The sequence below is a fragment of the Nitrobacter winogradskyi Nb-255 genome (assembly GCF_000012725.1).
Classification (GTDB): domain Bacteria; phylum Pseudomonadota; class Alphaproteobacteria; order Rhizobiales; family Xanthobacteraceae; genus Nitrobacter; species Nitrobacter winogradskyi.
The window spans coordinates 1711310-1736542 of the sequence record NC_007406.1 but is presented as its reverse complement, the minus strand read 5'-3'; the positions used below and the strand labels follow the sequence as shown (position 1 = coordinate 1736542).

The 25233-nt window shown below is 61.2% G+C and carries 22 protein-coding genes and 1 other annotated feature; of the genes, 8 read left to right on the top strand and 14 right to left on the bottom strand.

Annotation, left to right across the window (positions count from 1 at the left end):
- Positions 1-60: 60 nt before the first annotated feature.
- Positions 61-1833 (top strand): aspartate--tRNA ligase, encoded by a 1773-nt coding sequence (aspS, locus tag NWI_RS08290; RefSeq protein WP_011314855.1) that lies wholly within the window; start codon positions 61-63, stop codon positions 1831-1833.
- Between the two features lie 186 nt (positions 1834-2019).
- Positions 2020-4302: an NADP-dependent malic enzyme gene (locus NWI_RS08285; protein WP_011314854.1), complete on the top strand. Its 2283-nt coding sequence runs from the start codon at positions 2020-2022 to the stop codon at positions 4300-4302.
- 32 nt (positions 4303-4334) lie between these two features.
- On the opposite strand, the gene NWI_RS08280 is transcribed toward NWI_RS08285, so the two are convergent.
- The 3 genes from NWI_RS08280 to NWI_RS08270 all read right to left on the bottom strand — a co-directional run bounded on the left by NWI_RS08280 (position 4335) and on the right by NWI_RS08270 (position 7485).
- Positions 4335-4883 carry a dihydrofolate reductase gene (locus NWI_RS08280; RefSeq protein ID WP_011314853.1) on the bottom strand — a complete coding sequence of 183 codons (549 nt, stop codon included), beginning with the start codon at positions 4881-4883 and terminating at the stop codon, positions 4335-4337.
- A 21-nt stretch (positions 4884-4904) separates the two neighbouring features.
- Positions 4905-5831 carry a polysaccharide deacetylase family protein gene (locus tag NWI_RS08275; protein ID WP_011314852.1) on the bottom strand — a complete coding sequence of 309 codons (927 nt, stop codon included), beginning with the start codon at positions 5829-5831 and terminating at the stop codon, positions 4905-4907.
- Positions 5832-6003: 172 nt separating this feature from the next.
- Complete coding sequence (locus NWI_RS08270) at positions 6004-7485, bottom strand: L,D-transpeptidase (RefSeq protein WP_011314851.1); 1482 nt, start codon at positions 7483-7485, stop codon at positions 6004-6006.
- 282 nt (positions 7486-7767) lie between these two features.
- On the opposite strand from NWI_RS08270, the gene NWI_RS08265 reads away from it, so the two are divergent.
- The gene (locus NWI_RS08265) at positions 7768-8247 is read left to right on the top strand and encodes a CreA family protein (protein WP_148203927.1); all 480 of its coding nucleotides are present in this window, start codon (positions 7768-7770) and stop codon (positions 8245-8247) included.
- A 161-nt stretch (positions 8248-8408) separates the two neighbouring features.
- Here NWI_RS08265 and NWI_RS18235 read toward each other — a convergent pair whose 3' ends face one another.
- Positions 8409-8627: a DUF6719 family protein gene (locus NWI_RS18235; RefSeq protein WP_244375016.1), complete on the bottom strand. Its 219-nt coding sequence runs from the start codon at positions 8625-8627 to the stop codon at positions 8409-8411.
- Between the two features lie 330 nt (positions 8628-8957).
- The gene (locus NWI_RS08255) at positions 8958-9257 is read right to left on the bottom strand and encodes a hypothetical protein (protein WP_011314848.1); all 300 of its coding nucleotides are present in this window, start codon (positions 9255-9257) and stop codon (positions 8958-8960) included.
- Positions 9258-9418: 161 nt separating this feature from the next.
- On the opposite strand from NWI_RS08255, the gene NWI_RS17930 reads away from it, so the two are divergent.
- A complete protein-coding gene (locus tag NWI_RS17930; RefSeq protein ID WP_187147955.1) occupies positions 9419-9574 on the top strand; it encodes a hypothetical protein in 156 nt (51 codons plus the stop codon).
- 37 nt (positions 9575-9611) lie between these two features.
- On the opposite strand, the gene NWI_RS08250 is transcribed toward NWI_RS17930, so the two are convergent.
- The 4 genes from NWI_RS08250 to yghU all read right to left on the bottom strand — a co-directional run bounded on the left by NWI_RS08250 (position 9612) and on the right by yghU (position 12776).
- Positions 9612-10289: a DUF2161 domain-containing phosphodiesterase gene (locus tag NWI_RS08250; protein ID WP_011314846.1), complete on the bottom strand. Its 678-nt coding sequence runs from the start codon at positions 10287-10289 to the stop codon at positions 9612-9614.
- A 37-nt stretch (positions 10290-10326) separates the two neighbouring features.
- Positions 10327-10869 (bottom strand): bifunctional 3-hydroxydecanoyl-ACP dehydratase/trans-2-decenoyl-ACP isomerase, encoded by a 543-nt coding sequence (gene fabA, locus NWI_RS08245; RefSeq protein WP_011314845.1) that lies wholly within the window; start codon positions 10867-10869, stop codon positions 10327-10329.
- Positions 10870-11174: 305 nt separating this feature from the next.
- Positions 11175-11855, bottom strand: coding sequence for a 3-oxoacyl-ACP reductase FabG (gene fabG / locus NWI_RS08240; protein WP_011314844.1), 681 nt, complete (start codon positions 11853-11855; stop codon positions 11175-11177).
- Positions 11856-11903: 48 nt separating this feature from the next.
- Positions 11904-12776: a glutathione-dependent disulfide-bond oxidoreductase gene (gene yghU, locus NWI_RS08235; RefSeq protein ID WP_011314843.1), complete on the bottom strand. Its 873-nt coding sequence runs from the start codon at positions 12774-12776 to the stop codon at positions 11904-11906.
- A gap of 273 nt (positions 12777-13049) precedes the next feature.
- Here yghU and NWI_RS08230 point away from each other — a divergent pair, with 273 nt between their 5' ends.
- Both NWI_RS08230 and NWI_RS17925 read left to right on the top strand, forming a co-directional pair.
- Positions 13050-13760 (top strand): ROK family protein, encoded by a 711-nt coding sequence (locus NWI_RS08230; RefSeq protein ID WP_011314842.1) that lies wholly within the window; start codon positions 13050-13052, stop codon positions 13758-13760.
- Positions 13761-13810: 50 nt separating this feature from the next.
- Entirely contained in the window at positions 13811-13966 is a 156-nt protein-coding gene (locus NWI_RS17925; protein WP_187147954.1) for a hypothetical protein, read from the top strand.
- A gap of 312 nt (positions 13967-14278) precedes the next feature.
- Here the strand turns inward: NWI_RS17925 and NWI_RS08225 are convergent, their stop codons facing one another.
- A complete protein-coding gene (locus NWI_RS08225; protein WP_011314841.1) occupies positions 14279-14527 on the bottom strand; it encodes a DUF2442 domain-containing protein in 249 nt (82 codons plus the stop codon).
- A gap of 11 nt (positions 14528-14538) precedes the next feature.
- Complete coding sequence (locus tag NWI_RS18590) at positions 14539-14814, bottom strand: ImmA/IrrE family metallo-endopeptidase (protein WP_187147953.1); 276 nt, start codon at positions 14812-14814, stop codon at positions 14539-14541.
- Between the two features lie 70 nt (positions 14815-14884).
- Between NWI_RS18590 and NWI_RS08215 the strand changes: the two genes are divergently transcribed.
- Positions 14885-16113 (top strand): IS3 family transposase gene (locus tag NWI_RS08215; RefSeq protein ID WP_148203813.1). Its coding sequence is split into 2 segments (ribosomal slippage): positions 14885-15173 and positions 15173-16113, totalling 1230 coding nucleotides; the frame shifts between segments, so codons are not numbered across the junction.
- Positions 15166-15282, top strand: a sequence feature (AL1L pseudoknot). (Overlaps the previous gene by 117 nt.)
- A gap of 271 nt (positions 16114-16384) precedes the next feature.
- Here the strand turns inward: NWI_RS08215 and NWI_RS08210 are convergent.
- Positions 16385-20182, bottom strand: coding sequence for a vitamin B12-dependent ribonucleotide reductase (locus NWI_RS08210; protein ID WP_011314838.1), 3798 nt, complete (start codon positions 20180-20182; stop codon positions 16385-16387).
- Positions 20183-20978: 796 nt separating this feature from the next.
- Positions 20979-21515: a BA14K family protein gene (locus NWI_RS16915; RefSeq protein WP_347335886.1), complete on the bottom strand. Its 537-nt coding sequence runs from the start codon at positions 21513-21515 to the stop codon at positions 20979-20981.
- On the opposite strand from NWI_RS16915, the gene NWI_RS17920 reads away from it, so the two are divergent.
- Positions 21514-21801: a hypothetical protein gene (locus NWI_RS17920; RefSeq protein WP_187148050.1), complete on the top strand. Its 288-nt coding sequence runs from the start codon at positions 21514-21516 to the stop codon at positions 21799-21801. The two genes, NWI_RS16915 and NWI_RS17920, sit on opposite strands and share 2 nt — an antisense overlap.
- Positions 21802-21836: 35 nt before the next feature.
- On the opposite strand, the gene uvrA is transcribed toward NWI_RS17920, so the two are convergent.
- Positions 21837-24818 carry an excinuclease ABC subunit UvrA gene (gene uvrA / locus NWI_RS08200; RefSeq protein ID WP_011314835.1) on the bottom strand — a complete coding sequence of 994 codons (2982 nt, stop codon included), beginning with the start codon at positions 24816-24818 and terminating at the stop codon, positions 21837-21839.
- Positions 24819-25233 lie beyond the last annotated feature (415 nt).

Here is a 25233-nt window from a genome sequence, read left to right as displayed (position 1 = left end):
CAACCATCCAGCGGCTCGTCCGACCCTGTTCCGCCTCTGACGCCTTCTTGCAGGATTCCCATGCATCGCTATCGGTCTCATACCTGCGGCGCGCTCCGCGACAGCCACATCGACCAGACCGTCCGCCTGTCAGGCTGGTGCCATCGGATTCGCGATCATGGCGGGGTGCTGTTCATCGACCTGCGCGACCATTACGGGCTGACCCAGTGCGTGGCCGATCCGGACTCCCCGGCCTTCGCGCTGGCGGAAAAGCTTCGTTCGGAATGGGTGGTGCGGATCGACGGCAAGGCCCGACGCCGTCCCGCCGGCACCGAGAATCCGGAACTGCCGACCGGTGATGTCGAGATCTATGTCACCGAGATCGAGGTGCTCGGACCCGCCGCCGAATTGCCGCTGCCGGTGTTCGGCGAACAGGAATACCCTGAAGATATAAGGCTTAAGTACCGTTTCCTCGATCTTCGTCGCGAGAATCTGCATCAGAACATCATGACCCGCGGCGCGATCGTCGATTCGATGCGCAAGCGCATGAAAGAGCAGGGATTTTTTGAATTCCAGACCCCGATCCTGACGGCCTCATCACCGGAAGGCGCGCGCGACTTCCTGGTTCCCTCGCGCATTCATCCCGGCAAGTTCTACGCGCTGCCGCAGGCGCCGCAGCAGTACAAGCAACTGTTGATGATGTCGGGCTTCGACCGCTACTTCCAGATCGCGCCGTGCTTCCGCGACGAGGACCCGCGCGCCGACCGCCTGCCGGGCGAATTCTACCAGCTGGACCTTGAGATGAGCTTTGTCGAGCAGGACGATGTTTTTGCTGCGGTTGAGCCGGTTATAACTGGCGTGTTCGAGGAGTTCGCCAAGGGCAAGCCGGTCACCAGGAACTGGCCGCGCATCCCGTTCGCCGAGAGTTTGCGCAAGTACGGCACTGATAAGCCCGACTTGCGCAATCCGCTGCTGATGCAGGACGTCTCCGAGCATTTCCGCGGCTCCGGCTTCAAGGTGTTCGCGCGGATGCTTGAGGATTCGAAGAACCAGGTCTGGGCGATTCCGGGACCCGGCGGCGGCAGCCGGGCGTTCTGCGATCGCATGAATTCGTGGGCGCAGGGCGAGGGTCAGCCGGGACTCGGCTACATCATGTGGCGCGAAGGCGGCGAGGGGGCGGGTCCGCTGGCCAACAATATCGGACCCGAGCGGACCGAGGCGATTCGTGTTCAGCTTGGCCTCAAGGCTGGCGACGCCGCGTTCTTCGTCGCGGGTGACCCGGCGAAATTCTGGAAATTCGCGGGACTCGCGCGCACCAGGCTCGGCGAGGAGTTGAACCTGATCGACAAGGACCGCTTCGAACTGGCCTGGATCGTCGACTTCCCGATGTACGAGTACAATGAAGAAGATAAGAAGGTCGACTTCTCGCACAATCCCTTCTCGATGCCGCAGGGCGGGCTCGATGCGCTCAACACCCAGGATCCGCTGACGATCAAGGCGTTCCAGTACGACATCACCTGCAACGGCTACGAGATCGCCTCAGGCGGCATCCGCAACCACCGGCCGGAAGCGATGGTGAAGGCGTTCGAAATCGCGGGCTATGGCGAGAACGACGTGGTCGAGCGGTTCGGCGGCATGTACCGCGCGTTTCAGTACGGCGCGCCGCCGCATGGCGGCATGGCGGCCGGCGTCGATCGTATCGTCATGCTGCTCTGCGGAACAAACAACCTGCGCGAGATTTCGCTGTTTCCGATGAACCAGCGGGCCGAAGACCTGCTGATGGGCGCGCCGTCAGAAGTCGCTCCGAAGCAGTTGCGCGAGCTTCATATCCGGCTCAATCTGCCGCAGAATTAACGCCTCGATTCCAACTTCGGCGTCCCCGATTCCACCGGCTTTTCTCAAATGTCGGAGGAATCAGGGGCATGGCTCGGGCCGGAGCGCTTTGGCGTAGGCTTACGCCCGGGCCAGTAGGCCCGCGCGCACCATCGTCAGAACCTACGCCGGGAGCTGACCAAGGCAGGCGGCAAGGAGCGCTGCAACGTGTCGTATTCAGAGGATCTTCGCTCCGCCGCGCTGTCCTTTCATCGCTCCCCGCGTCCCGGCAAACTCGAAATCCAGCCGACAAAGCCGCTCGCCAACCAGCGTGACCTCGCGCTGGCCTATTCGCCCGGCGTAGCCGCGGCCTGCGAGGAGATCGTCGCCGATCCGGCGGAAGCCGCCACGCTAACCGGCCGGGCCAATCTGGTCGCGGTGGTGTCGAACGGCACCGCCGTGCTCGGCCTTGGCAATATCGGGCCGCTCGCCTCCAAGCCCGTGATGGAAGGCAAAGCGATCCTGTTCAAGAAGTTCGCCGGTATCGACGTGTTCGATATCGAGATCGCCGCCGACACCATCGAGCGCGTGGTGGAGACGGTCGCGGCGCTGGAGCCGACCTTCGGCGGGATCAACCTTGAAGACATCAAGGGGCCGGAGTGCTTTGAGATCGAGGAGCGCCTGAAGGGCCGGATGAAGATTCCGGTGTTCCATGACGACCAGCACGGCACCGCGATCATTGTCGCGGCCGCAGTTTCCAACGCCCTGATGCTGAACGGCAAGGCGCTCGCGGAAGTGAAGATCGTTGCTTCCGGCGCGGGCGCGGCCGCAATCGCCTGCCTCAATCTGCTGGTGTCGATGGGCGCGCAGCGCAAGAACATCTGGGTCTGCGATATCGACGGCGTTGTGTACGAGGGCCGCGATACGCTGATGGACAAGTGGAAGGCGGCTTACGCGCAGAAGACGGACAAACGCAAGCTTGCCGAGGTGATTTCAGGCGCGGATGTGTTTCTTGGTGTCTCCGCCGGGGGCGTGCTGACGCCGGAAATGGTCGCGCAGATGGCGGACAGGCCGCTGGTGCTGGCGCTCGCCAACCCTGTGCCGGAAATCATGCCGGAAGAGGCGCGCAAGGCGCGGCCCGACGCCATGATCTGCACCGGCCGTTCGGACTTTCCCAACCAGGTGAACAACGTCCTGTGCTTTCCCTTTATCTTTCGCGGCGCTCTCGACGTCGGCGCCACCGCGATCAACGAGGAGATGAAGCTGGCCGCTGTCGATGCCATCGCCCGGCTCGCGCGCGAACCGCCGCTTGACGCGGCAATCCGGTTTGACAGCGAGACCCAGGGGTTCGGGCCTGGTTCCCTGATTCCCGGTCCATTCGACCCCCGGCTGATCCTGCGCATCGCGCCCGCCGTCGCGAAGGCCGCCATGGCCTCGGGAGTAGCGACGCGGCCGATCACGAACTTCGACGAGTACCACGCGCGGCTTGAACGCTTTGCTTTCCGGTCCGGCCTCGTCATGAAGCCGGTCTTCGCGGAGGCGAAGAAGCAGCCGTTTCGGGTGATTTACGCCGAGGGCGAGGATATGCGGGTGCTGCAGGCAACCCAGCAGGTGCTCGAGGAGCAACTGGCCCGTCCGATCCTGGTCGGTCGCCCGTCCGTGGTGGAAACGCGGATCAGGCGTCTCGGTCTCGCGATCAAGGCGGGCAGGGATTTCGACCTTGTCAATCCCGAGGACGATCCCCGCTACCGCTCCTATGTGCAGTCCTATATCGACGTCGCCGGCCGGCACGGCGCGACACCGGACGTCGCCCGCACCACGATCCGCACCAACGCGACGGTGATCGCGGCGCTCGCGGTGGTGCGAGGCGAAGCCGATGCGATGCTGTGCGGCGTCGAAGGCAGCTATATGCGGCACCTCCGGCATATCCGGGAGATCATCGGGTATCTGCCGGAGACAAGCGACTTTGCCGCGCTGTCGCTGATGATCACCGGCAAGGGCGCCTATTTCATCGCGGATACGCAGGTCCGCCCGAATCCGTCCGCGGAAGAACTGGCTGATATCGCAGGCCAGGCCGCGGTGCATGTGCAGCGCTTCAACATCAAGCCGAAGATCGCTTTCGTGTCGCACTCCGATTTCGGCAGCTACGATACCGAATCGGCGCGCAAGGCGCGCCGGGCGACCGAGATCTTCATCACCCGACATCCCGATATCGAGGCGGACGGGGAGATGCAGGGCGATACCGCCCTGTCCGAGTCCGCGCGACAGTTGATCCTGCCGCATTCCCGGCTAACCGGCGTCGCCAACGTTCTGATCCTGCCCAACCTCGATGCGGCGAACGCGGCCTATCAGATGATCAAGGTGCTCGGCAACGGGCTACTGGTCGGGCCTATCCTGATCGGTCCCGCGCGTCCCGCGCATATTCTGACTCCGTCAGTGACGGCGCGCGGCATACTCAACATGACGGCTATTGCGGTGGTCGAAGCGCAGGAACGCGCGGGCCGAATCTAGAGCATGATCCGATCCGATCAAGTTGAAGCGGATCATGTCCGGCGCCATGCGGTGACGCCAACATCGTTCTTCGCATCGAGAATCCGGACCTCGCGAGGCTGAAGGCCATGCGCCGTCAGCACGGCTTGCGGAGAGCTATCAGGGACGGCGGGGAAGCAGCCTTCGCCTCCGGGCAGCCTAACATGCGGAGCTTCCGACAGCCAGAACGTATCATAACGATCGAGGAACATCTCGAAAACCGTAGGCCCACCGATGATCGCGGCAGTTCCGTCGCGCACTCCGGCATGGGAGCAGGCGTCCTCGAACGAAGCGCCGGCGGGATTCCACAAAGTCGCTTTTTCGTTTTCGGGATCAGGCTCAACACCAGCGACGCGATGGGTGAGAATGATCCTTTTGCGAAGCGGAGAGTTGGGCTGATCCTCGAACGAATTGCGCCCGTGAACGACGACAGCCGCGTCATCGAGGCCCGACGTGAAGAACTCGAGATCGCCCTTGAACTTCAGCGCTTCGGGCATCACCCGGTTGGCATCGGCAAGCATTCCGTCAGCCGACACGATAACGTAACCTTCGATGCGAAGCATTTTTCGTCCTGAATCGTCACGCTACTCGGAGATGGTCTGGACTACGCTATCGATCGGGCGCGTGCTCACGGTCGGGAGCTTGGTATCCTTCTTCAGCGCCTCGTCATATTGCGCAAGCGTCTGGATCGGGGCCTTGGCCTTCATCTGCGCCACCTTGTAGCCGCCCGCCTTGAGCCTGCGCAGAATCTCAGGAAGCGCCTCCGCCGTATGCTTCTGAAAATCGTGCATCAGGATGATGCCCTTGCCGACCTTGTCCAGTTTCTTGAAGATGTTGGTGACCACCTGTTCGGCATTGCGGGTCTTGAAGTCGAACGAGTCGACGTCGCAGGAGAAAATCGCGACATTGCGTTCGCCCAGATACGTCACGATTTCCGGCGGATGCTGAAGCGCCGGAAAGCGGAAGAACGGCGCGGGTTCAGCTTCGAGCGCCCATTTGACGGCGCTGAAGCCTTTCTCGATTTCTTCCTTGCGCTGGTCCTCGGACAGCTTCTTGTTGTTGAGGTTGGCGTGGGACCAGGTGTGACCGCCGATCGTGTGTCCTGCGGCGGCGACATTCCGCAAGATTTCGGGATGATATGTCGCGTGCTTGCCGATCGAGAAGAAGATGCCGGTGGTGCATTGATCCGCAAGCGCCTTCAACACGGCGGGCGTTTTTCCGGGCCATGGGCCATCATCGAACGTCAACACCACTTCCTTGTCCCGCAGGAAGTCGAGTTGCTTGAAATGCTCGAAACCGAAGCCCGGACCGCCGGTCGTGTCGATCTGGACCACGCGCGCAACACCGAGCGCGTCGGGGCTTCCGTTACAGGCGACCTGCGGCCCGCTGGCCCGCACGGGAACCGGCGCGGCGTTCTGAGCTCCCTTGGGCGCCGGTGTCTGCGACCAGGCAACCGTGGCTGCGCACAACGAAATCACGCCTGCAGAAATCAGCACCGCCGTCATGCGCATCTCGATCACCCCAAAGGTTTCGCGGTTGAGTCGTCCGCTTTGTTATCCTAGCGCAGCCAGGGGCGGCCACTTCGACGGAAACGGCATTTATCCCCAACTGGACCGCTTTCTCCGAGACCGCGTTGCGCGTGACATGCCGCTCAGCGAAAGCTCGAACGGTTGAATCGCCACATTATGGCAGCTTGACGATGAAGTCGGTGCCTTCACCGGTTTCGCCGCTGCCCGCGATCCCCTGATCGGAGATAACGATCGAGTCTCCCGTTGAAAGAGCGCTTGCGATCTTCGCCATGACGTCTTCCGGAAAGGAGACGCGATCCAACGCTTCGGTGGGGTTCTCCGGAACCGAAATTGGTCTGGCCGTCGCGTCGGCCACCTTCGTTTGCCGGGCGGGCTGGTTTTTTGAGATGTGAATCCGATCGGCGCGGTGCGCCGGCGCCGGGAGCGAGACCACCGACCAGCGGAAGTCATCCTTGCTGTCCCTGGTGGTTCTCGCCGTGAACACGTGTGTTCCCAAGGGCCGATCGCTTGCGGCGATCGTGATGGGAGCATCGAATATCGGCGAAAAGTTCTGCCGCACATAGATCTTGCTGTCCTTGCCGCTGACGAACACCGCGATCCGGTCGTTGCGCTTCAATGCGGAGACCGCCATAAGCCCGGTTTTCTCAGCGCTTTCCGGAGAGGACTGCGATTGATCCTCCGGCGCTGCCGGAGTTCCGGCCGGGGAGGCCGCTGCATCTCCGTCAACCTTGACCGCCGCCGTTACCGTCGTGTCGGCGTCCTGCGTATTTCCTGAATCCGTCCTGACCGGTCCGATGGCGGACTCGGGCGTTGCGGCAGCGGGCTCACCGGTCGCGGGCAGATCGGATGCAATCGATGAAACTTCGACTTGCGGCATCGCATTGCCGGCGTCGGAGGCTTTCACCTCGGCCGGCACCGTCTCGGACTTAGGCCGGCGGGCTGTCAGCAGCGGGTGCGAAAAATCCGCGGGCGTCACCTCGCCAGGCGTGATGATGACCCTCGCGCCAATCCTGGTCCAGCCCCACATCTTCACCGCAAAGTCCAGAGGCATTCGGATACATCCGTGCGATGCCGGATACCCCGGAAGCGCGCCCGCGTGCATCGCGATGCCGGACCAGGTGATGCGTTGCATGTAGGGCATCGGCGCGTTGCTGTAGATGTTCGAGCGATGCCATTTTCGCTTCTGAATGACGCTGAAAACCCCCATTGGAGTTGAGTGGCCGCGCATTCCGGTCGACACCGGCGTTTCGGCGAAAAGGCCGTTGCCGTCGTAGACCTTCATCGTTTGCCGGCGGATTGAAACGGCGATGATGATCGGACCGTTTGGCTTCCGTATGACCCTGGCCGTCGGTTCTGGCTTTGAAAGACGGCGAGGTTTGGATTCGTGCGCCTGCGGCCTCGTCACGGGCGGCGGCTGGGGAGGCGGCTGGGGAGGCGGCTCGATAAAAACCTCCGGGTAATCCTCCTGCCAGAAGAACTGGCTGTGAGCGGGTGATCCGAGTCCGATCAGGATCGCGGCTACCAGTCCCAACCCGACGCGCCGCGGGCAGGGATATGCACCTGCGCGAGCAAGGGGAAAATTGGCGGACAACGAACGCCACCGTATCGCGCGCAGGAAGCACCAATATTTACTCACGCCTTCGTCCCTCGAATCATGGTTCAGATGAGCGTCGCGGACGTCACGCCCGGCCGGCCCGTGTCGGTTCCCGGTCAGCTTACGCAGGGTAATGCAAAATCCTTCACACGACTCTAATTCTCGGCTTGCTGGACGATCGGGATCTTTTTTCCGAAACTTGAAGAACCTACATAGGCCGGACTCAGCAAATGGAGCTACCTGATGACATTTCGAGCTCGAATTCATGATGAGAGGCGCCGGACGGCTCAGACCTTATTGGCCTTCATCGTTCTGACGATAGCGATGCTCGCGGGAACTTACGCCCATGCAGCAGACGAGCCCGACCTGATCTTTCGCCGCTCGACGGTTTTCAAGCTGCTGACGCCGAATGACAAGCTTGCGACTTATGGCGTCGACGATCCGGGAATCGAAGGTGTTGCGTGCCATTTCACGGTACCCGAAAAAGGCGGCATCAAGGGGTGGCTCGGAGTGGCGGAGGAGGTCTCAGATATCTCGCTGGCCTGCCGCCAGACGGGACCGATACGCTTCAAGGAAAAGCTGAAGCAGGGCGATGACATATTCCGGCAGCGGCGTTCGCTGTTCTTCAAGAAGATGCAGATCGTACGGGGCTGCGACGTCAAACGAAACGTGCTGGTCTACATGGTTTACTCCGACCGGGTGATCGAAGGCTCGCCGCAGAATTCAACGTCCTCGATACCGATCATGCCATGGGGCGCTTCGGACACGGCCATGCAAAAATGCGCGGATTTCATTTCCGATTAGAGCATGATCCCGACCCGAAGGGCCGCTCACCGCGAGGAAATACGGCTACACTGCGGCCAGAATGAAGCATGGTCCGATTCAACTTGATCAGACCATGCTCGATCAAAATAGAGGTTCGGCCCGAGGGAGGTCGTCTTTCGAACCGTGATCGTGGCACGCATTCATCGCTTTAAGCGAATCCGCGGTATGCACTTGCGTGCTCGAACCACGCCGGCCGGGGTCAGTTTCGTACCGGAGACTTCCTTGATATGGCCCGCCGGACAGGATCCGTCATCAACAAGAATGCGTTCGCCCAGCCGCAGATTAACGACATCGGTCTCTCGCGAAACTTGCGAGGCGTATGCGGCGGTCGCCGCAACGGTCAGCGTGCCGACTATCATGAGGAGGAGGAGCGGGCCACGATATTCCAGCATTCGATTTCTGTAGGGTTCAAGCGTCGTGATGGATACCGGTTCGCTCCAACCAGACGCCAAAAGATTCTGAGATCGACTAGGCGCATAGGAAAGCGTTCAATTCGCAGTCTCGTAACGCGATTCACATAACTCCCAAGAACGTGAACTGTGCTCGCGAGCGCAACAAATAGTGGTTCTATAGCGTTTTGGAGCGAAGTGGATACCGGTTCGCGTGAAGAAAACGCGTCAAAACAACAATTAGAGCCTCGCTTCTGATTCCATCAAAAGCGAAAAGGATTGCGGTAATACCCGTTCGCGTCAAAGTCGCTTGTCGTTGCCGAATCTGCGGACCACACGGCGCTCGACCACGACCGAACGCAGCGCGCCTTGCTCACCGACGATCACGCGTGTCGTGGGCGACCGCGTCACAGCCCGAGCGGTCTTCTTGACCTCTGCGTGAACGATATCGAAGGGCATTCCAATCAGTGATGCCGCAATCTCCGCCTGCGAATCGAGATCGTCGGTGATCCCGGTGGCGGCGAAGATAGCTTCCTCCAACGTGGGAGGATCGCGGCGAACCCGTCGGATGCCATATTTTGTATGCCAGCCTTCGCTCATCATTCGCCTCAATGGTTGCGCAAACCCGGCCCATGAAAAATTGACGTGAAACGCCTTAACGCACCATGACCATAATCGTTCGAAGAATGACGGCTCTTCGACGTTTCGCCTCCGACATCAGCGCCTTTCGATTCAAATTCAGAACACGACAGGCATTCAGCATGACGAAGCGGAAAGCAGAGGCAGGCTTCTCCCGCTTCAGGAAACTCGGCACCTTGACTCAATACGGAATCCCCGGTGGCAAAACAGCTATGCATTTTGACGCGCTTTGCCAGGTGGAGATGATCACATGCGACATGCCGCCGCGCTTTGATTGAAGATCCTCCGGCTGACCAGAAGCTCGACCCTTTGAACTCATTCGACGATCGGCACTGCTTCGCATGACTGCTGCGGCCATCGCTTCAGCGCGTCCTTGCCAGCCTCGGTCAGGCAATAAATTCCACGATCGACGCGATCGAACCATCCATAGACATTGTGAAGAAGGATTTTTCCAGCATCGGGATTCTCTCCTCTGAGATCCCGCACGCGGCATGGACCCGCAGCCATCGCGGCCGCGCAGCTCAGCGCCTGCTGGCGATACGCTGTCATGATCGGCATTCGCGTGCTGCCGCCGGCAACGGGATCGCCCCTGCGGCGTTGATGCTCCATGACAAGGCGGGAACGCTTCTTCGGGTTACGGCGCGGACTGGCAGCGGAGGGAGCCACCAGCACTTCGACATTCCCCTGGTGTGTCACCCCGAGCATTCCGAACCCGAGCCGCCGGCACAGGTTGCGATAGCGCGCGTCGCTCTCGCGGCCCTTGCCACGCATCGACAGCCTGGCGGCAAGCCAGACCTCATCACATGCGCCCGCGCGCTCGACGCCTTGCAGGATAAGCTCCAGATTGAAGCTCAGCTTCAGTTCGCCGATCACCACGACAGGCGGATCATCGCCGTTCAGCGCAACCAGGTCGCAGCCTCCGACTTCGCCTTTGACCGAGAAACCAAGGCTTTCAAGATGGCGTTTGACCGGAAGATAAAGCGAGGTTTCCACGGTACAAGCTCAAGCCGACTCAATAGCCGGGAGCTTATCAGCTTGTCGGCTCAATCGGTGATCCGGGCAGGCTCTTGAACAGGCCGAGCCGAAGATCCTTGGCATGATAAATCGTATCGCCGTCGACGCTGACTGTACCGTCGGCAATCGCCATCACCAGCTTCGAACGCATCACCCGCTTGATATCGACCGTGTAGGATATCTTGCGGGCGTGCGGCAAGATTTGACCTGTAAACTTCAAGTCACCAAGACCGAGCGCACGAGCCCGCACATTCCGGTCGCGGCCAAGCCAGACCAGATAGAATCCCACCATCTGCCAAAGCCCGTCGAGACCGAGACAGCCGGGCATCACCGGGTCGTTCTGAAAATGGCATTGGAAGAACCAGAGGTTCGGTTTGATGTCGAGCTCGGTGCGCACCAGGCCGCGTCCATATTTCCCGCCGCCTTCGGTAATCTCCGTGATGCGATCGAACATCAGCATCGGCGGCAACGGAAGTTTGGGTTCGCCGGGGCCGAACATCTCGCCACGGCCGCAAGCCAGCAAGTCCTCGTAATCATAGCTGCTGCGAAGGTTAGGCATTTCGACCCTGATCCCCGCTGAAGCGACGAAGGAAAGGAAACCGTGAAGCTGAGGGGTGGAACTCTTGCCGCTACCCGAGATAGCAACAGCGGTATAATTACACGTTACGATGGAAACACAAGGGTCTAAAATCGGGTTCTAAAGCGTTTCCAAGCAAGAACGTCCTCGTGCCTTCGCGGGAGATGGGAAATTATAGGCTGGCGTGAAGACGGCGCGTCAAACAGCAAGCTTCTCCAGTTCAACGAGAAGCGAAGCTCGAGACACAAAGATATTATATTCAATTATATATAACGATGGATCGCGATTCAAACGCGTCCGCGCACGGGAAGCAGCGCCCCGGTCACGCCGCTCGCCGCATCGCTTGCCAGAAACAGGATGACATCAGCCAGTTCGTCCGCCGTCACCCAGGTCGCGAAATCCGCTTTCGGCATGTCCCTGCGATTGGCCGGCGTGTCGATCGTCGAGGGCAGGACGGCGTTGACGGTCACCTTGCCTTTCAACTCGGAGGCAAGCGCTTCGGTCAGCCGATGCACGGCCGCTTTCGACGCCGCATAGGCGCCCATGCCAACGCCCGCCTGCAAGGCACCGATCGCACCGATGTTGACGATGCGTCCGGCGCCGGACGCAACCAGATGCGGGATCGCCGCTCGCGAGGCGTTCAGCGCGGTCGCCACATTGATCGCGTAAAGGCGCTGCCAGGTCTTCGGATCGCCGTCCGCGACGGTTTCGAAGGCAAACGCGCCGGCAACGTTGACGAGAACGTCGAGCCGGCCGAAATGCGCGGCCGCCGCATCGATGGCTTGCAAGGCCTGTGCGGGATCAGTCAGATCGACGCCGCCCAATTCGATCCGGTCGGCCGTGGCATCGCCCCTTGCCACAGCCCGGTTAATGCAGGCCGCCCTGGCGCCGCGCGTGATGGCGGCATCCACGACCACCTTGCCCAGCGCGCCGGAAGCTCCGGTGACGGCGATGACCTTTCCTTGCATTGCATGAGCCTCCAGCCCGGAACGGCTGCTAATGAAAGAGGGCGGGTCTCAACCCTGCTTCGCCAGCTTGTCCTGCGTCCGGGTCTCGAAATCCGAGGCGTCGTGGCGCTCGTGAAGCTGGCTTGCGGGATCACCGGAGGTGCGGTTGACGATGCGGCCGCGCTTCACCGCGGGCCGTGCGGCAATCTGCGCCGTCCAGCGCTGCACGTTCTTGTAGCTCTGGACGTCGAGGAAGGTTGCGCTGTCGCCGTAGAGCCTGCCCTCGGCCAAGCCGCCGTACCATGGCCACACCGCCATGTCCGCGATCGTGTACTCGTTGCCGGCAAGATACTCGTTGTCCTTGAGCCGGCGGTCGAGCACATCCATCTGCCGCTTCGTTTCCATCGCGAAGCGATTGATGGCATATTCGATCTTCTCCGGCGCATAGTGGTAGAAATGCCCGAAGCCGCCGCCAAGATAGGGCGCGCTGCCCATCTGCCAGAACAACCAGGACAGGCATTCCGCGCGCGCCGCCGTCGCCCTGGGGATGAACTCGCGGAACTTGTCCGCAAGATGCAGGAGAATCGCACCGGACTCGAAGACGCGGAACGGCACGGGTCTCGAACGGTCAACCAGCGCCGGAATCTTCGAATTCGGATTGACCTCGACAAACCCCGAGCCGAACTGCTCGCCGTCGATCTGGATCAGCCACGCGTCATATTCCGCGCCGGCGTGACCGCGTGCGAGCAGTTCCTCGAACATGATCGTGACCTTCTGGCCGTTCGGCGTTCCCCGCGAATAAAGCTGGAAGGGATGCTTGCCGACGGGCAGCACCTTTTCGTGGGTCGCGCCGGCGGTCGGCCGGTTGACCGAAGCGAATCTGCCCCCATTCTCTTTATCGAAAGTCCAGACTTTTGGCGGCATATAGGGGGCGTCGGTCATCAAGAGGCACTCCGGAACAGCGAGCATGATAGTGAGACAGGCAGGATACCGCGGCTATAGCGTTTTCGAGCGAAGTGGATACCGGTTCGCGGAAAGAAAACGCGTCAAAACAACAATCTAGAGCCTCGCTCCTGTTCAAGCAGAAGCGGAAAGGCTCTAGTTAGGCCCGAATTTGAACGGCCGCAAGCGGAGAGCAATCGAGAAGCGCCGGCGGTTGAGATCGGCACTTTTGAAGCGCCGCTGGCCGCGCATCAGATGTTTCGAGGACGGACCATGAAGGCAGCACGCTCCAGCCGGATGAACCCGACCATTCTCGCGATCGACGTCGGCGGGTCCAATGTCAAGATGATGACCAACACGGACCGCGTCCCGCGCAAGTTCGAATCCGGACCCGGTCTCACGGCGAAAGAGATGGTGCGCAAGATCAAGGCGCTGACGAAGGACTGGTCCTTCGACGTCGTTTCGATCGGCTATCCCGGCCCGGTCTGCGGAAATCGCCCGCTGCGCGAACCCGTCAATCTCGGCGTGGGGTGGAAAGGATTCGATTTTCAGAAGGCGTTCGGCAAGCCGACCCGCGTCGTCAACGATGCGTTGATGCAGGCGCTCGGCGGCTATCGCGGCGGGCGGATGCTGTTTCTCGGGCTCGGCACCGGGCTCGGCTCCGCGATGATCGCGGACGGCGAACCGGAGCCGATGGAATTGGCTCACCTGCCATACCGGAAGGGTAAAACCTATGAGGATTACGCCGGGAAGGCGGGGCGGAAGCACAGCGGCGACAAGAAATGGCGCAAGCATGTCTTCGACATCATCGCGCAGCTTTCGGCCGCGCTCGAACCGGACGAGGTGCTGATCGGCGGGGGTAACGCCAGGCATCTCGAAAAGCTGCCGCCGAAATCGCGGCGCGGCGACAATGCCGATGCGTTCGAGGGCGGTTTCCGGTTATGGGATCAGAGCAGTGTGGACGCGCGGGCGAGGGTGCGTTAATCGCTTCCTGCGCGTGGCGCTTACGGCCGGCGGCGACGGAGGTTTGAACAATGAACGATTTCAGGGAATGGCGCAGTTCGACGCGAGAATACAACGGGGCGCCAAGTATGAGCAAACGCCGCAAGAACGTCTACGTCATAATCGGCGCGCTACTGCTGGTTGCTTTCTTCGCCGGATTGGCGGTTATCAAACACCTCGGCATTTGATGACGCTGGGTATGGGATGAGCTCGCCGGGGGTGAGGGTATGTTGCCCGGCGGCGTACGTATTCGGCTTTGTGACGCACGTGCGATAGACTAGTTTTGAGTACGTTTATAAGGTGAGACAATTGTTGTCGTCGATGTAGTGTTGAAAGCGTGGGTTTGGCGAGTTGCGGAGCTTCAACACTTTAAAAATTTCGCTCGCGAGAGCATTTGTCGCGGGGCCAGATGCGATCTGGAAACGCCTTGTCCATTCCAAATACTTCGACAAGGTTATCGAAGCGAGGCATGCTACCCTTTGGCTTCAGCACTGCAAGCATCACGCCGCATGATCCGGGCGATGCGTGACATCGCCGCGTCCGGCCAGTATCCCTGCAATCGAGATGTCCTCGTCGAGGTCGTCCCAGTGCAGCCCGACGCGGCTGATCTCGACCTTGTCGCGTTGCGCGGGTGTCGCCCTCAAGAGCCGCGGAAACCATGCCAGCGGCACGCCGAGCGTGCGACCGTCAGTCAGTTCGACCCACATTGTATGTTCGTCGAAACGAACGCTAGATGCCGAAATGTTCATCTTGTGACTGACTAGCGAAATTGAGACCACCGAATTCGCGCGGCCTCGCTGCTGACGTTATAAGCTTTGATAATTTGGTCAATGGTCATAGTTCGGAGTCCTGAGTGATCAGGCATCAAAAAACCTGCGTATGAGTTCGCTTGATGCTCCATTCGTTTGAGATTAGAGGACAACGATGCGGCAACAACGCTTGATGGACCACGGTTGAGAATACCCTTATGACCTAATAACGCATGCCCAACTTCATGGACGACGGCAAACAGACTCCGCGGCTTTTTTTGGTTCATGCCCTCAAAAGTCGCTTTGAACCGCCCCGAGTTTGCCGGAGGCTCCCAACCTTGAGAAGGTGGAGCCATGATGAGCAAGACGAGGAACCGGTTTTCTCCGGAAGTGCGGGCCCGCGCGGTGCGGATGGTCTTCGATCACGAGAAGGAGCATCGGTCCCGGTGGGCCGCGGTCTCCTCGATCGCGACGAAGATCGGCTGCACGGCGCAGTCGCTCAATGAGTGGGTGAAGAAGGCTGAGGTCGACAGCGGCACGCGCGCCGGTCTTCCGAGCGAGGTCACCGAGAAGCTCAAGGCGCTGGAGCGGGAGAACCGTGAGCTTCGGCAGGCGAACGAGATCCTGCGCAAGGCGTCGGCGTATTTTGCGATGGCGGAGCTCGACCGCCGGTCAAAGACATGATCGCCTTCATCGACGGTCACCGAGAGGTCCACGGGGTCGAGCCGATCTGCAGGGTGCTGCCGATCGCCCCCTCGACCTACCATGACGACCTCGCCAAGCGCGCCGATCCCACGAAGCTGTCGGCAAGGGCAAAGCGGGACCTGAGGCTGAAGCCTGAGATCGAGCGCGTCTTCGTCGAGAACTTCGAGGTCTATGGCGTGAGGAAGGTCTGGCGGCAGCTGAACCGGGAGAACATCCCGGTTGCTCGCTGCACCGTCGAGCGCCTGATGGCTGATCTCGGCCTGCAGGGCGTCATCCGCGGCAAGCCGATCCGCACGACCGTGCAGGACAAGGCAGCTCCGTGCCCGCTCGATCACGTGAACCGGGTCTTCCACGCGCCAGCTCCAAACATGTTGTGGCTATCCGACTTCACCTACGTGAGCACCTGGTCGGGCTTCGTCTATGTCGCCTTCGTGATCGATGCCTATGCTCGCAGGATCGTCGGCTGGCGCGTCAGCCGCGCAGCTCATGCCGCCTTCGTGTTGGACGCCTTGGAGCAGGCGCTGCATGAACGGCGCCCCGCCAGCAAGGCTGGTCTCGTCCATCACTCGGATCGCGGTTCGCAATACGTCAGCATCCGCTACACCGAGCGCCTGGCCGAGGCGGGCATCGAGCCTTCGGTCGGCAGCGTCGGCGACAGCTACGACAACGCGCTCGCCGAAACGATCAACGGTCTATACAAGGCCGAGGTCATCCATCGGCGCGGGCCGTGGCGGAGCTTCGAGGCGGTCGAGTTCGCCACACTCGCCTGGGTCGACTGGTTCAACCATCGCCGGCTGCTGGAGCCCATCGGCAACATCCCGCCGGCCGAAGCCGAGGAGCGCTACTACGCCATGCTCGACGAGACAGCCATGGCGGCGTGACTCAAACCAAACAGCCTCCGGCAAACTCGGGGCGGTTCACTTCAGTAAGGGTTATTAGCTTTTTGCGGTCATCCCACTGTGCATCAGCACTGTTGAGTGAACCGTTCGGTACTCGCCGGTAGTCAAACTCAGGATAGCGTTTCTTGAGCTTGGTAATTAAGAGTCATTCCGTCGATCATCTGATCATCTCGGAAGCCCAATGCGCGGCGATGGGCTAACGCAATCTTATCAATGTCTTCTGACGGAATGAATTTAATCATTTATCTGTCTCCTAACTACACCCCGTCGTGCTTCCACACGTATCGCACTTCATGCAGGTGCCGTTGCGCACCAGCGTGAAGTTGGCGCACTCCGGACACATCTCGCCCTCGTAGCCTTTTGCCTTCGCTTCGGCGCGGCGCTCGGCCTTGGTCGGTGCGATTGCCGGCGCGGCGACCTTGTTTCTCTGCTGCTGCTCCAGCCGTTCGGTCGGCGAGAGATCATGACCAGTCTCCTGCTTCAGCGCGGCCGCGCCTTCGAGCGTATCGCCCGCGCGCGAGGATGAGAGGGCCGTGACGCTGGCCGCTGCGGCCCGGCCTTCTCCTGCGAGGGGGGAGGGGACGGAAGTACGCGCGCCGCCGTCGCCGGCGGCTGAGGACGAAGACCCCCGTGCATCATTGCCCCCGCGCATGACGACGAGGTTGTCGGTGCGTGAGCGGGTCAGGCCCTTCGAGACATAGCGGGTGGCCTGCTGGCCTTCCGGCGTCTTGCCTTCGGCCACGCCCTTGCCGAGCGCGTCGAAGCCGGTCTCCGACGGATCGACATGGGCGAGGTCGTAGCGGCCCATGTAGCTGACGGCGAGTTCGCGGAATACGTAGTCGAGGATCGAGGTCGCGTACTTGATCGAGTCGTTGCCCTGCACCGGTCCCGCCGGCTCGAAGCGGGTGAAGGTGAAGGCGTCGACATATTCCTCCAGCGGCACGCCGTATTGCAGGCCGAGCGACACCGCGATGGCGAAGTTGTTGATGAAGGAGCGCAGCGCAGCGCCTTCCTTGTGCATGTCGATGAAGATCTCGCCCAGGCGGCCGTCGTCGTATTCGCCGGTGCGGACATAGACCTTGTGGCCGCCGACCACGGCCTTCTGGGTATAGCCCTTGCGGCGGTCCGGCATCCTTTCGCGCTCGCGCAGCACGACGATGCGCTCCACCAGCTTCTCGACAACCTTTTCCGCCACCTGTGCGGTGCGGGCGGCCATCGGCTTGTCCATCAGCGCCTCGATCGCGTCGTCGTCGCTGTCATCATCGACGATGAGCTGCGAGTTGAGCGGCTGGGACAGTTTCGATCCGTCGCGATAGAGCGCGTTGGCCTTCAGCGCGAGCTTCCACGACAGCAGATAGGCCGACTTGCAGTCGTCCACCGTGGCGTCGTTCGGCATGTTGATGGTTTTCGAGATCGCGCCCGAGATGAAGGGCTGCGCCGCAGCCATCATGCGGATGTGACTTTCGACCGAGAGATAGCGCTTGCCGATCTTGCCGCAGGGGTTGGCGCAGTCGAACACCGGATAGTGCTCGGCCCTGAGGTGAGGCGCGCCTTCCACGGTCATCGCGCCGCAGATATGCACATTGGCGGCTTCGATTTCGCGCCTGCTGAAACCGATCGCGGCGAGCAGGTCGAAGGCCGGCGAGGCGAGGGCGTCGGCGTCGACGCCGAGCGTGTCACGGATGAAGTCCTCGCCGAACGTCCATTTGTTGAAAGCGAACTTGATGTCGAACGCGGTCGGCAGCGCCTTTTCCACCTTGGCGATGGCCTCGTCGGTGAATCCCTTGGCCTTCAGGGTGGAGACGTTGATGCCCGGCGCGTTGGACAGCAAGCCGTGGCCGACCGCATAGGCCTCGATCTCGGCGATCTCGCTTTCGCGATAGCCGAGCGCGCGCAGCGCCTCCGGCACCGCACGATTGATGATCTTCCAGTAGCCGCCGCCGGCCAGCTTCTTGAACTTCACCAGCGCGAAGTCGGGCTCGATGCCGGTGGTGTCGCAGTCCATCACGAGGCCGATGGTGCCGGTCGGCGCCACCACCGTGACCTGGGCGTTGCGATAGCCGTGCTGTTCGCCGAGCGCGAGCGCATCATCCCACGCCCTGGTCGCGTGGGCGATCAGGTCCGCTTGCGGACAGGAGGCGTGGTCGAGCGGCACCGGGTTGACCGCGAGCGCCTCATAGCCGTGCGCCTGACCGTGCGCGGCGCGGCGGTGATTGCGGATGACGCGCAGCATATGGCCGGCGTTTTTCTTGTGGCCGGGAAACGCGCCGAGTTCGCCGGCCATTTCCGCGGAGGTCCTGTAGGCGATGCCGGTCATGATCGCGGACAGCGCACCGCACAGCGCGCGGCCTTCCCGCGAATCATAGGACAGGCCCATGGTCATCAGGAGACCGCCGATGTTGGCGAAGCCGAGACCAAGCGTGCGGAATTCATAGGAAAGCGCGGCGATCGCCTTCGACGGAAACTGCGCCATCAGCACCGAGATCTCCAGCACGACGGTCCAGAGACGCACGGTGTGTTCATAGGCTTCGACGTCAAACTGCTTCGAGGCGGTGTCGTAGAACGTGATCAGGTTGGCGGAGGCAAGGTTGCAGGCGGTATCGTCGAGGAACATGTATTCCGAGCACGGATTCGACGCGCGGATGTCGCCGGACGCCTTGCAGGTGTGCCAGTCGTTCATCGTGGTGTTGAAGTGCAGGCCGGGATCGGCCGAGGCCCAGGCGGCGTAGCCGATCTTCTCCCAGAGCTCGCGCGCCTTGAGGGTCTTCGTCACCTTCCTGTTGGTGCGCCCGATCAGATTCCAGTCGCCGTCGGTCTCGACCGCGCGCAGGAAGTCGTCTTTCAGCGACACCGAATTGTTGGAATTCTGGCCGGAGACGGTGAGATAGGCCTCGGAATCCCAGTCGGTATCGTAGACTGGGAAGTCGATCTCCTTGTAGCCCTGCCGGGCGAACTGGATGACACGCTTGATGTAGTTGTCAGGCACCTGGGCGCGGCGGGCGAGCTTGATCTCACGGCGCAGCGCGGGGTTCTTCTCCGGCAAGAAGCAGTCGTCACCCGAGCCCTCGCAGTTGACGCAGGCGCGCATCACCGCCTTGAGGTGCTTCTGGTTGATCCTGGAGCCGGTGACGAGGGCGGCGACCTTCTGCTCCTCCTTCACCTTCCAGTCGATATACTGCTCGATATCAGGGTGATCGGCGTCGACCACAACCATCTTGGCGGCGCGACGCGTGGTGCCGCCGCTCTTGATGGCGCCCGCCGCGCGGTCGCCGATCTTGAGGAAGCTCATCAGGCCTGAGGAGCGGCCGCCGCCCGAGAGGCGTTCGCCTTCGCCGCGCAACCGCGAGAAGTTGGAGCCGGTGCCGGAGCCGTATTTGAACAGGCGCGCCTCGCGCACCCACAGGTCCATTATGCCGCCTTCATTGACGAGGTCGTCCTCGATGCCCTGAATGAAACAGGCGTGCGGTTGCGGATGTTCGTAGGACGACTTCGACCTGGTCAGCTTGCCGGTCTTGAAGTCGACGTAGTAGTGGCCCTGGCCGGGACCGTCGATGCCGTAGGCCCAATGCAGGCCGGTGTTGAACCACTGCGGGGAGTTCGGCGCCACCATCTGGCGCGCCAGCATGCAGCGGAGTTCGTCGTGGAAAGCCCGCGCGTCGTCTTCAGAGGTGAAGTAACCGCCTTTCCACCCCCAATAGGTCCAGCAGCCGGCCAGCCGGTCGAAGACCTGCTTCGCCGAGGTCTCACCGACGATACGTTCGCTTTCGGGGAGGGCGGCAAGCGCATCGGTATCGGGCACCGAGCGCCACAGCCACGAAGGGACCGTTTCCTCCTCGACCTTCTTCAGGCGCGCCGCGACGCCAGCTTTCCGGAAATACTTCTGCGCCAATACGTCGGACGCGACCTGAGACCAGAACTCCGGCACTTCCACATTCTCGAGCCGAAACACCACCGAGCCGTCCGGGTTTCGGATCTCGCTCGTCGTCAGCCGGAAATCAATCCCGGCATAGGGTGATTGGCCGTCCGTGGTGTAGCGCCGTTCGAATCGCATTGCTTCGTGCCCCGTAACTGTCCGTCACCGCTTGTGCGGCAGCGGCGGTTTCCCTTCGCGAACTTCGCGCCCGCGGTTCGGCCGGTGTACCGACCTGTTCAGTCCGGTTTCACTTCCGAACCTTCAGCCTCGAGGCGGTCTTGGACTCAACGCCTCGCATCCCCATTTGAGCCAGTTTCGATCCGGCTTTTCGTGCTCCTGACGCCCAACGCTCCTGATGCCAAGGCTCCTGATGCCAAGGCTCGGAGGCAGACATCATTCCACCATCCGCTGCCTCTACCGGCGGATGGAGTAGCCCGATCTTGATCTTCAGAGCCTTTCCACTTCTGATAAAATCAGAAGCGGGCTCTATGATTTTGATTGGACGCGTTTTCTTCACGCGAACCGGTGTCCACTTCGCTTGAAAACGCTCCTAGGAGCGCCCGGCGGGAACCCAAGAAACCCTCGCGCCGGACAGATCGAAGCTAGGGCGACTCCCTTACATGCGTCAAGGGTTAGTGCAAACTTGTGAAACAAACACTAAATATGGTGGAAAAGGGAGGGAGGCCAAGGATCGCATTGGCCTAGAGTTGCTTCAAGTATCAGTGAGTCTGCGGGGATTCCCAACGGCAAATCCTTGAAATCACCGACTCGGAATGAATTTCGCCCGCTGTTCACAAGGCAGGCGAAGGGTTGCTAAAGGCAGCGACTCGGGGCGCAGCAGGGGCCGAAGAGAAGGAAAGAAGCGACGCAAAAGAAAAAGGAGCGGTGGTTTCGCACCGCTCCGGGAAGCTAAAGCCGTAATTGGCGAAAGCTATCAGCGTCTTGGACACGCATGTCGTCTGCCGTCGCGCCCCAGGTAGGTCCCGGAACGCACGTCGTATGATTTGAATCGCCGCTGGCAGTAGGTGACATCTCTGCCATTGGTTCGCACCACTGTCGGAGCGACAGCCGGGCCGTCGTCATAATACCCGTCGTCATACCCGTAATCGGAATAGAAGGGTGATCCCCAACCTAATCCCGGTCCCCAACCTCCACCCCAGCCCCATCCCCATGGACTGCCCCACAAGCCTCCGCCCAACAGGCCGCCGCCGATCAAACCGGGGTAGAATCCACCTCCCCAACCTCCACCCCAGCCACGACGCCATCCGCGTCCACCCCAGCCGATGCGATGCCCGCGCCAGCCACGTCCCGCCCAGCCGATTCGATGGCCTCCCCAACCCCGACCGGCCCAGCCCATGCGCCCGCCCCCGCGCCAGCCGCCGCCGAAGTGTCGGCCACCGCCGCCGAAATGTCGGCCACCACCCATGAAGCTGCCGCCGCCAATGCGGGCGCCGCCGCCAGAGAATCCCATGGCTTTTGATCCCCATCCTTGTGCAAAGCTCGGCGACGCAACGACCAGCGGCGCTAAAGCGATGACGGTCGCCGCTAAAACGGATTTGAAACGGAACATATTCGTAACTCCATGTTCAGGTATTCCAATCGAAGGCTTCGCTCCACGAACCAAACGTGGCGACAACTGGGGAGTTCCGCAACGGCCGCCATGGTCATGTTCCATCTCCGGTGCGCGCATCCGTTTCAACGAAAAAATCCCTGAAAATATCTTTCTGACAAGACGCTTGGGCATAAATCTTCATTGATGAGTTCATCGTTCACAAGATTGCGCGGCCGTGCGTCATTCGGCCGCTTCACTCGCATTCGGGTTATGCCGCCTTGGCTTTCCTGCCTTTTCCAGAATCGGCTTTAAGAACTTTCCGGTATGGCTGCGCGGCGCTTTCACAATGTCTTCCGGGGCTCCCCAGGCAACAATCTCGCCGCCTCCGTCGCCGCCATCGGGGCCGAGATCGATCACCCAATCCGCGGTCTTGATGACTTCGAGATTGTGCTCGATCACCGCAACCGTGTTCCCTTGCGCCACCAGTTCGTGCAGCACTTCAAGAAGTTTCTTGACGTCATGGAAATGCAGGCCGGTTGTCGGTTCATCGAGAATGTAAAGCGTGCGGCCGGTCGCTCGCTTCGACAGTTCCTTGGCGAGCTTGACGCGCTGCGCTTCACCGCCTGACAGCGTGGTCGCCTGCTGTCCCACACGGATGTAGCCGAGGCCGACGCGCTGCAGCGTCAAGAAGGTGTCGCGCACGCGCGGCACCGCCTTGAAAAACTCGGCGGCTTCCTCGACCGTCATGTCGAGCACGTCCGAAATCGACTTGCCTTTGAACAGCACCTCAAGCGTTTCGCGATTGTAGCGCTTGCCCTTGCAGGCGTCGCAGGTGACATAAACATCGGGCAGGAAGTGCATCTCGATCTTGATGACCCCATCGCCCTGGCAGGCCTCGCAACGCCCGCCCTTGACGTTGAACGAGAAGCGGCCGGGCGCATAACCGCGGGCCTTGGCTTCCGGCAACCCGGCGAACCACTCGCGGATCGGCGTAAAGGCGCCGGTGTAGGTCGCGGGATTGGAGCGCGGCGTGCGCCCGATCGGAGACTGGTCGATGTCGATGATCTTGTCGATATGCTCCAGGCCTTCGATACGGTCATGGGGCGCGGGGGGATCGCTCGCATTGTTCAGCTTCCGCGCGATCGCTTTGTAAAGCGTGTCGATCAGCAGCGTTGACTTGCCGCCGCCGGAGACGCCGGTGATGCAGGTGAACAGGCCGAGCGGAATTTCCGCGGTAACGTTCTTCAGATTGTTGCCGCGCGCGTTGACCAGCTTGATGGTGCGGCGATGGTTCGGCGGCCGCCGCTCGGGTATCTCGACCGACAGCTCGCCTGTCAGATATTTGCCGGTCAGCGATCTGGGATTGCGCATGATGTCGGCCGGCGTGCCCTGCGCGACGATGTGGCCGCCGTGAACACCGGCGCCGGGGCCGATATCGAGCACATGGTCGGCGAGGCGGATGGCATCCTCGTCGTGCTCGACAACGATCACGGTATTGCCGAGATTGCGCAGCCGCTTCAGGGTTTCAAGCAGGCGGGCATTGTCGCGCTGGTGCAGTCCGATCGACGGCTCGTCCAGTACATAAAGCACGCCGGTGAGGCCTGAGCCGATCTGCGAAGCAAGTCGAATGCGCTGGCTCTCGCCGCCGGACAGCGTGCCGGAAGCGCGCGACAGCGTGAGATAGCCAAGGCCGACGTCGAGCAGAAACGACAGCCGTTCGCGGATCTCCTTGAGGACGCGACCGGCAATTTCGTTCTGCTGCGCCGAGAGCATTGTCGGGACCGTCTCGAACCATTCGCCGGCGCCGCGAACCGACAGTTCGCTGATCTCGCCGATGTGCTTGCCCCCGATCTTGACGCAGAGCGCCTCCGGCTTGAGTCGATAGCCCTTGCAGGAATCGCACGGCACATCGGAGAAATACTTCCCGAGCTCCTCGCGCGCCCATTCGCTTTCGGTCTCGCGATAACGGCGCTCGATGTTGGGGATCACGCCTTCGAACGGCTTCCTGGTTTCATAGGAGCGCACGCCGTCCTCATAGGAGAACCTGATCTCGTTGTCGCCCGAGCCATGCAAAAGCGCGGCCTGCGTCTTCTTCGGCAGATCCTTCCATCTGGTGTCGAGAGCGAACTTGTAGAATTTTCCGAGCGCGGTGAGCGTCTGCAGGTAGTACGGCGACGACGATTTCGCCCACGGTGCGATCGCGCCTTTGCGCAGTGTCAATTCCCTGTTGGGGATGACCAGATTTTCATCGACATGCTGCTCGACACCAAGACCGCCGCACTTCGGGCAAGCGCCGTAGGGATTATTGAACGAAAACAGCCGCGGCTCGATCTCGGGAAGCGTGAAGCCGGACACGGGGCACGCGAACTTTTCCGAGAACAGGATGCGTTCAGGCCCGCTCCTGTCGTGAATCTTCGCGACCTTCTTCTTGTCGCCCGCGCCGTGGGGGAGCGGAGGAGGGGCATCCGCATATTCGATCACCGCCAGCCCTTCCGCGAGCTTCAAGGCCGTCTCGAACGACTCAGCCAGCCGCTGGCCTAGGTCCGGCCGGACGACGATGCGATCGACCACCACGTCAATATCGTGCGGAAACTTCTTATCCAGCGCGGGAGCGTCGGCGAGCTCGTGGAACGAGCCATCGATCTTGACGCGCTGAAAGCCCTTCTTGAGATACTCCGCCAGTTCTTTTCGATATTCGCCCTTTCGGCCGCGAACGACCGGCGCCAGCAGATAGAGCCGCGTGCCATCAGGCAGCGCCAAAACCCGATCAACCATCTGCGACACCGTCTGGCTCTCGATCGGCAGGCCGGTGGCGGGCGAATAGGGCACGCCGACGCGCGCCCATAATAACCGCATGTAATCGTAGATTTCCGTCACGGTTCCCACGGTGGAGCGCGGGTTCTTCGACGTCGTCTTTTGTTCGATGGATATCGCAGGCGACAGCCCGTCGATCTGATCGACATCGGGCTTCTGCATCATCTCCAGGAACTGACGCGCGTAAGCCGACAGCGACTCGACATAGCGCCGCTGGCCTTCGGCATAGATGGTGTCGAACGCCAGCGAGGACTTGCCGGAGCCGGAAAGGCCGGTGAACACCACCAGCTTATCGCGCGGGATCTCCAGATCGACGTTCTTCAGATTGTGTTCGCGCGCGCCGCGGATCGTGATGGCGCGACTCGCGGGGCTCGATTGTTGCCGCTTGGCCTTTATGACTTCGTCCATGACAGGGCTTTATCCAGGCGCCAGAATCGCGCCGCGCTTGGGCGCGCCGCGCCGGTCGAAATCCCCGGAGTGGCGCCGTTTGTAGCAATCCGTTGTGGCAGTCCGTGGAACGTAGATAGAACAGCGGGAGATTTCCAGAGGGCCGCGATGATCAAGCGCGTTTTCAAGCACAGCGGACACCAGTTCGCATGAAGAAAGCGCACTAAATCAAAATCATAGAGCCAGATTCTGATTTATCAGAAACGGAAAGGCTCTAGAGCATGATCCGATCAAGTTGAATCGGAGCATGCTCTAGAAATGGTTGTCTGGTCGCATTTTCTTGCGGCGAACCGGTATCCACTTCGCCGGAAAATGCTCTAAAACTATTTCATCGCAAAGGAGACCCGGCCACGGTTCATCGCCGCCCGCCCTGGCG